Origin of the sequence: Erythrobacter sp. HI0063 (assembly GCF_001635685.1) — a bacterium.
Lineage (GTDB): Bacteria > Pseudomonadota > Alphaproteobacteria > Sphingomonadales > Sphingomonadaceae > Qipengyuania.
Map to the genome: position 1 here is coordinate 51845 of NZ_LWFF01000070.1, position 7543 is coordinate 59387.

Annotated in this window: 9 protein-coding genes; 1 reads left to right on the forward strand and 8 read right to left on the reverse strand. The window is 65.0% G+C overall.

Annotation, left to right across the window (positions count from 1 at the left end; genetic code table 11):
* Nucleotides 1-8 precede the first annotated feature (8 nt).
* The 7 genes from kynU to dksA all read right to left on the reverse strand — a co-directional run bounded on the left by kynU (nt 9) and on the right by dksA (nt 5715).
* Entirely contained in the window at nt 9-1226 is a 1218-nt protein-coding gene (gene kynU / locus A3736_RS03610; protein WP_067679302.1) for a kynureninase, read from the reverse strand.
* Complete coding sequence (gene kynB, locus A3736_RS03615) at nt 1226-1855, reverse strand: arylformamidase (protein ID WP_067679305.1); 630 nt, start codon at nt 1853-1855, stop codon at nt 1226-1228. The genes kynU and kynB overlap by 1 nt, the downstream gene beginning before the upstream one ends.
* Nucleotides 1852-2643: a tryptophan 2,3-dioxygenase gene (locus A3736_RS03620; RefSeq protein ID WP_067679308.1), complete on the reverse strand. Its 792-nt coding sequence runs from the start codon at nt 2641-2643 to the stop codon at nt 1852-1854. The genes kynB and A3736_RS03620 overlap by 4 nt, the downstream gene beginning before the upstream one ends.
* A gap of 26 nt (nt 2644-2669) precedes the next feature.
* Nucleotides 2670-3164: a DUF4112 domain-containing protein gene (locus tag A3736_RS03625; RefSeq protein WP_082851285.1), complete on the reverse strand. Its 495-nt coding sequence runs from the start codon at nt 3162-3164 to the stop codon at nt 2670-2672.
* A 7-nt stretch (nt 3165-3171) separates the two neighbouring features.
* Complete coding sequence (locus A3736_RS03630) at nt 3172-4719, reverse strand: hypothetical protein (protein ID WP_067679311.1); 1548 nt, start codon at nt 4717-4719, stop codon at nt 3172-3174.
* Nucleotides 4720-4802: 83 nt separating this feature from the next.
* Entirely contained in the window at nt 4803-5168 is a 366-nt protein-coding gene (locus tag A3736_RS03635) for a PilZ domain-containing protein (protein ID WP_067679314.1), read from the reverse strand.
* A gap of 88 nt (nt 5169-5256) precedes the next feature.
* Nucleotides 5257-5715 carry an RNA polymerase-binding protein DksA gene (gene dksA, locus A3736_RS03640; RefSeq protein WP_067679317.1) on the reverse strand — a complete coding sequence of 153 codons (459 nt, stop codon included), beginning with the start codon at nt 5713-5715 and terminating at the stop codon, nt 5257-5259.
* A 287-nt stretch (nt 5716-6002) separates the two neighbouring features.
* Between dksA and A3736_RS03645 the strand changes: the two genes are divergently transcribed.
* Nucleotides 6003-6329: a sel1 repeat family protein gene (locus tag A3736_RS03645; protein ID WP_067679320.1), complete on the forward strand. Its 327-nt coding sequence runs from the start codon at nt 6003-6005 to the stop codon at nt 6327-6329.
* A gap of 18 nt (nt 6330-6347) precedes the next feature.
* Here the strand turns inward: A3736_RS03645 and A3736_RS03650 are convergent, their stop codons facing one another.
* A complete protein-coding gene (locus A3736_RS03650) occupies nt 6348-7487 on the reverse strand; it encodes a GNAT family N-acetyltransferase (protein WP_067679322.1) in 1140 nt (379 codons plus the stop codon).
* Nucleotides 7488-7543 lie beyond the last annotated feature (56 nt).

Here is a 7543-nt window from a genome sequence, read left to right on the forward strand (position 1 = left end):
CAGATTCGTCAGGTCACGGCGGATCGTTCGCTGAATTCGGCGCGCTTCCATTCGCCGGTCTCCAGCACTTCGGCCAGATGCCGCGCCGCTTCGGCCATGTCCTCGAACCGGAGATAGGCCGGCGCGAAACCGAGCCGCAGAATGTCCGGATCGCGGAAATCCCCGATCACGCCGCGCGCGATCAGGGCTTGGCTGAGCGCGTAGGCGTTTTCATGGGCAAAGCTCAGATGGCTGCCGCGCCGCTTCGGATCGTCGGGGCTTACCAGCTCAAGGTCGATTCCCCGATCCGCAAGACATTCGCGGAAGAATTCGGAAAGCGCCTGCGATTTTTCATGAAGCCGTCCGACCCCGATCTCGGCGATCAGGTCGACACCGACTTCGAGGGCCGACAGTCCCAGGATCGGCGGCGTGCCGCATAACAGGCGATCGGTGCCGGGGGCGGGCGTATAATCGTCCAGAAATTCGAAGGGTTTGGCATGGCCCATCCAGCCCGTCAGCGGCTGGGCCAGCGCATCGTGATGACGCTGAGCGACATAAGCGAAGGCAGGCGCGCCGGGGCCGCCGTTCAGATATTTGTACCCGCAGCCGACCGCGAAATCCGCCCCGCACCCATCGAGATCGACCGGCATCGCGCCGACAGAATGCGACAGATCCCACAGCACAAGCGCGCCCGCCGCGTGCGCGGCTTCCGTAAGCGCGGCCATGTCGAAAACCTCGCCGGTCTTGTAATGGGTGTGGGTCAGAAGCAGCAAAGCGACATCCCCGTCGAGCGCTTCTGCCACCCGGTCGCGTTCGGCCAGGCGGCGTTGGGCGAGGCCCTGCCGTTCGAGGCCTTCGATCATGTAGAGGTCGGTCGGGAAATTGCCCGGCTCGCTCAGCACAACCTTGCGGCCGGGCTGCATCTTCAGCGCCGCCGCGATCAGCTTGAACAGGTTCACGCTGACCGTATCGCAGGCGATCACCTCGTGCGGCGCGGCCCCGATCAAGGGCGCGATCTTGCCGCCGATGCGTTGCGGCATCACGATCCAGTCGGCGGTGTTCCAGCTGCCGATGAGATCGCGGCCCCATTCATGCGCGACCACTTCGGCGATGCGCGCAGGCGTGTCCTTCGGCAGGCAGCCTAGCGAATTGCCGTCGAGATAGATCGTGTCTTCGGGCAGGACGAAGCGGTCGCGATAGCTCGCCAGCGGATCGGCGGCGTCGAGCTCTCTTGCGCGGTCGAACATCAGGCCAGACCTCTCAGAATGGCGCGGCACAGGCCGGCATCCCCACCTGCGACTTTCAGCGGCAGGGCAATCAGTTCGTAGCGCCCCTCCGGCACGTCATCCAGAACGAGCCCTTCGAGGATACGCAGATCGTGGTCCAGCACCGCGAGATGCGCGGCCATGGTCTTGCTGTCCTGCGGATCGACGCTGGGCGCATCGGTGCCGATCAGGCGGACGCCCTGAAGCGCGAGCCATTCCACCGTCTCCGGCGCGATCGGCAGCCAGTCGCTGCGCCATTGATCATGCGGGAATGCATCCCAGGTGCGGAACAGCACGCGATCCGCGCTGTCGATATGCGGCAGATCGCCGATGTCGATCTCGTTCGAAACGCCGCGCGCATCGATCACGAGACATTCGCCCAGATAGGGCGACAGATCCATATCGCCTGCGTCCAGCCCATCCGCCGCATAATGCAGCGGCGCGTCGGCATGCGTGCCCGAATGCGTGCTCAACGTCATGCGAGCGACATTGACGGGCGAGCCGTCCTCCATCTTCCAGGTCCGCTCCAACGAAAACGCCGTATCGCCCGGCCAGACCGGCAGATCGGGCCGCAATGTCTGCGAGATGTCCCAGATGCGCCGTTCGCTCATATCGCGGTCCTCACACTGAGCAGTTCGGGGAAGAAGGCCTGCTTCAATACGCCCGCCAGATAGGGCACGCCGGGCGTTCCCCCGGTGCCCTTCTTGAAGCCGATGATGCGCTCCACGGTCTTCAGATGGCCGAAGCGCCAGCGCTGGAAATGATATTCGAGATCGACCAGCTTTTCGGCGAGTTCGTAGAGATCCCAGAAATCCTGCGGATTGCGATAGATCGCGGCCCAGGCCGCTTCGACCGCCTCGCTATGGTCCCAGCTGTCGGTGTGATCGCGGGCCAGCACGCTATCGGGAATGGCGAAGCCGCGCCGGGCCAGCAAGGCCACGACTTCGGCATAGATGCTCGGTCGGCCCAGCTCTGCACGCAGGCTTTCGGCCACTTGCGGCACTGCCTCGTGCATCGTCACCATGTCCGGATTGCGCCCGCCGAGGAGGAATTCCATCATCCGGTACTGCGCGCTCTGAAACCCGCTCGATCCGCCCAGATGCGGGCGGACGGTCGAATAATCGTGCGGGGTCATGGTGCTCAGCACGTCCCAGCTCTGGATCAATTGCCCCTGCGCGCGGGCTACGCGGGCCAGCATCTTGAAGGCCGGGCGCAGATCGTCCGCGATCACGCATTCGCGCGCTTCGTGCAATTCGTGCAGGCATAGCTTCAGCCACAATTCGCTGGCCTGGTGAACGATGATAAACAGCATCTCGTCATGCGCGCCCGATACCGGGTGCTGCGCCGCGAGGATGCGGTCGAGATCGAGATAGGAGGAGTATGTTACGTCTTGCGCCATGCTCCCGAGCCCTAGCGGGCGCCGCCCTAACGGTCGAGAGTGCGCGCCGCCGGGTGATGCTTGTCGAGATGCTTGCGGATGATCCGGAGGTTTTTCGTGTTCGAGCGGAAGGCGAGGTCGAACGCATCGCCCACCAGCGGGATCGCGCCGATCGCGGTATCGATGGCGATATTGCCGCCCATGCGCCACAGCTTCCATTTGGGCATGCCGAGATTCTTGCCTTCCCACACGATGTAGGAGGCCATAGCCGCGGCGATCAGATCGCCGACCACTGGCACCAGCCCGATGATTGCATCGAGCCCGACCGGATAATTCGTCCCCGGAATGCGGAAGCTGCGCTCGAGAATGAGTTCCAGCGCCTCGACCCGGCGGCGGATCGAGATCGGATCGTTACCTGTCGGCAGGTCGATCCCCAGAGGCCGCAGGCGCTCCGCACCCGGCGGCGTTTCGGAGGGATCGGGCCGATAGGGAACCGGACGCTTGGGCGTCGAACCGTCGAGAGGTTTGTCGTCGCTGGTCATACCGTCCCTAGATGGGAGCGCCCGAGAGCGGGAACAAGGGATGGAGGCCCCACGGGTTTTCGGCAAAGCCTGTCACGTCGCCGCGCACCATCGACCAGCGGATCGGCGGGCCGAACGGGATATAGACCGAAAGCGCGACCAGCGCCGCTTCGGCTTCGGCAAGGTAGCTCGCCTGCTCCTCGGGCGTCGACGAATCGCGCGCCAGATCGAGCAGGAAATCGACGTCTTCGGAACAGACCGCCCGGCTGACCGCGCAATCGAACTGGTTGAGGAACCACTGCGCACCGCTATAGCGCGCGATGCGTTCGCGAAGCGCGAGGTCGGGCTGCTCGTCCATCGCCACACGCACCGTGGCAATACCGATCTCGGCAAACTGCGATTGGAGTGCCCTGAACAGTATATCCGCACCGGGGCCTTTGGGCATGCCGATGCGAAGCGAAATCGGCGCGCCCGCCGTGGCGGATCGATAGTCCGCGACGCGCGACGCAGCCTCGGCGCGGCGCTCGCCCAGATCAAGCGCGCTCCAGGCGGGCGTTCCGGCGGCATCGGTAGCGGCGGCCCCGGTTTCGGACGGAAGGGCAGGCGGAACGATCCGCTCGCTTGGCGTCCAGCCGCCGACATTGAAGGCCGCGATCAGGCTCGGCCGGTCGATCGCCATGATGAGAGCGTCGCGATTGCTCGCTTCGCTAAGGAAACCCTCGCGCGAGCGGATATCGAGTCCGAACAGGCCGGCCGCCGCGTCCAGCCGGATGGCGCCGCGCGACAGGGGCCCAACCTCGGCGAGCGGGAAATCGACGATCGTCCCGCCCAGCACCACGTCGTAAAGCCCACGCGAGAAACCGGCGACCGCATCGCGCGCATCGGTGGCGACGAGACGGACGGGGCGCACGCCTTCGTCCCATTCCGGCTGGCTCGGCAGGCCGCGAAGTTCTGGCGGCATGGCTTCGAGATAGATCCCCTCCAGCGGTTCCGCCGCTTCGTCCGCATCTGCAACTGCCGCTTGCATCGGGCCGAGCGGCGCATCGCCCACGGCGAGGCCGAGTTCGGGCTGGGCCAGCAATTGCAGCAGTTCGGGCATCGGGCCGTCGAGCCGGATTTCGACGACGCGCCCGGTCATCGCGCGAATATCGCGCACTCGCTCCAAATCGAGGCCGAGCGAGGTTCCATCGAGCCGGGTCATGGTCCGCCGGAGCGAATCGCGCACCGCCTGCGCCGTCAGACGCCCGCCGCCCGGCAGATCGAATTCGCGAATGCGGAAGATATAGCTCGCCCCGTCATCGGTGACGATCCAGCGTTCGGCGATACCCGGCACCACCAGTCCGTTCGCATCCAGCCGCACCAGCCCCTGGGCGGTGGCGGCGCGCAGATGCTGGGCAGCGAAGGACAGGCGAAGCCCCGGCGCGCGCATCGCCTCGTCCGAGCCGACGATCGCGACATCGATCACGCCGTCATCGGTCGCCGAATTGCAGGCGGCGAGCGAGAGGCTCGCGGCTATCGCGAAAACGGCGCGACGGGCGACTGGGCCGAAAGGAAAAGAATGGGAGCAAAGCAGCATGATGGGCCTGCCCTGCTAGCACCGTCGCGTTATCGCCGGAAGAAGAAGCCGCCGGAGACCCCTTTCAAGGACCCCCGTTCGCTTCACAAGCGACGTTTTCCGCTCTGCGGATCGGTGAAGGCGGGCGCGGTTCGGATATGGGTGGGAACGATCGATTCGCTCACCCCGACGCGCGCGCGCACCTGTTTGGGATCGATTTCCTTATCGAAGGCGATGCCGATCCGGCTGTCCTGCACCCAGGCGACGGTGCCCGAAACATGGCCGACATGGCGAAGATCGACCACCAGCCGCGTGCCGCGTTCGACCGAGAAATCGCCATCGGCCATCATGCCGCCAGCCGAAAGATTGCGCACCTTGGCGCGCACCGCATCGCTGCGTCCCTCGATCTGGATGTCGGCCATCAGAAACAGGCTGTCCCGGCTGACATTCCTGGTGTCGACTGCAGACATCGTCGGGGCTCTTCCTTTTTACGCTTCGCGCCGGTTCTAGGGCCCAACTCTCAACAAAAGGTAAGCCACAGAATTTTTACGCGGTTGCTCAGTCGTCGCGCGAGATCTTTTCGCGCCGTTCGTGCGCTTCCTGCGCTTCCACGGTCATGGTGGCCACCGGGCGGGCGATCAGCCGCCTGAGGCCGATCGGATCGCCGGTCTTCTCGCAATAGCCGTATTCGCCCGCATCGATCCGGCGCAGGGCGCTATCGATCTTGGCGATCAGCTTGCGCTGCCGGTCGCGTGTGCGCAATTCGATGCCCCAATCGGTTTCGCTGGAGGCGCGATCGTTGAGATCGGGTTCACGCAGCGGCCCGTCCTGCAAATTCTGCAGCGTGCCTTCGGCGGCGTCGTGGATGGATTTCTTCCATTCGAGCAACAGCATGCGGAAATAGTCGAGCTGCCGCTCGTCCATATATTCCTCATCGTCGCTCGGGACGTAATCTTCGCCCACGGACCGTTTGATCCGGGCCAGTTTTTCCTGATCCACAGCTAACGTGGCGACCATCGGCACCTCTATCCTACCCTGACGGGCGGACCACCACCATCCGCGAAACCCGGCCCATTCCGCAAGCCCTCTCCGGCTCCCGGCCCCGGCCCCCCGAAAGCGAGGTCCGTCGGGCGCGGCCTATAGGGCGCGGCCCGATGCGGCACAAGCGGCAATCCCTGCCAATTCGGGCGCTTCCCCGGCTTTCCCATGGAATAATCGAATTGGCGTTAACTGTTTGTTGACCATGTTCGGACAGAACCGGAATGACCGGTAATGGGGTTACCGGCACGAACAGGGGAAGAGCCATGCACTTCACTTCGATCGACGGCGGCAATGCTACCGTTCTCCAAGGCCCGCAGGCGGATGCGCTGGTGGCCGAATGCCTCGCCGCGTTTTCGAGCGGCAGCCTCGATGCCATCTACGATCTCGGCGTCGCCTTTTCGACCGGCAGCCACGGTGTGACCTGCGATCTCGTCGAGGCGCATAAATGGTTCAACATCGCCGCATCGCGCGGACACGAAGCCGCCACGATGTGCCGGGCCGATATCTCCGAAGAGATGACCGCGCGCGAAATCGCCGAAGCCCAGCGCCGCGCGCGCGAATGGCTTGCGATCGAACGCCGCGCCGCCTGAGCGTTTGGGGCCTCGGCCCTAGCCTTTTTTGAAGGGCGTCAGCTCTTGCAGATGCAGTTTCTCGATGGCGACGCCCTGGCGTTCGCGTTCGAGGAAATCCTCCACCGCCGCCGAAAAGCCGGGATCGGCGATCCAGTGCGCGGAGATCGTTTCGACCGGTTCGTACCCGCGCGCCAGCTTGTGGCCGCCCTGCGCACCTGCTTCGACGCGGGCCAGGCCCAATTCGATCGCCGCGTCGATCGCCTGATAATAGCACAGTTCGAAATGCAGGAAGCGCACATCGCGCGTGCAGCCCCAATAGCGCCCGTAAAGCGCGCCCCCATCCTTGGCGGGTCCGATGAAATTGAGCGCGCCCGCGATCGGCTCGTCGCCGTCGAAGGCGAGCACCAGCAAAAGCGCCTCGCCCATTCTTTCCTGAAACAGGTCGAAGGCCGCGCGAGTCAGATAGGGGCTGCCCCATTTGCGCGCGCCGGTGTCTTGATAGAAGATCCAGAACGCGTCCCAGTGTTCGGGACGAATGGCATCGCCGCGCAATCGCTCGATCCGCACTTCGCTTTGGGCGGCGGCGCGTTCCTTCCTGAGCGCACGGCGCTTGCGCGAGGCGAGCTCGTCCAGGAATCCGTCGAAATCCGCGTATCCGCGATTGTGCCAGTGATACTGGATGTCGCGCCGCGTCATCCATCCCGCCGCTTCGAACAGGGGCACCTGCCCGGGCTCGATAAAGGTCGCATGTGCCGAGCTGAAATGGTTCTGCGCGCACACCTGCTCCGCTGCGGCGAGAAGCGGGCGCGCAAGGCTGTCGTCCGACAGGAGCAGGCGCGGCCCCGTGGCTGGCGTGAAAGGCGCGGCGATCTGGAGCTTGGGATAGTAGTCGCCGCCCGCCCGCTGATACGCATCAGCCCAGGCGTGGTCGAACACGTATTCGCCCTGGCTGTGGCCCTTGAGATAGGCGGGCAGCGCGGCCAGCAGACCGCCATCTTCACTCTCGATCACGATCGGTGCGCTCTGCCAGCCTGTGCCCGGCCCGACGCTGCCCGAATCTTCCAGCGCGGTGAGGAAAGCGTGGCTGACGAAGGGATTGCCGCCCGCGAGCGCATCCCATTCCTCCGCCGCAAACGCGCCCACCGATCCGCCGATCTTGGCGATACGATCGCTCACGCCGCGCGCTCTTGCGGTTCGGCGGTCGGGAACCCGTTGCCCTCCGCGATGGGCGC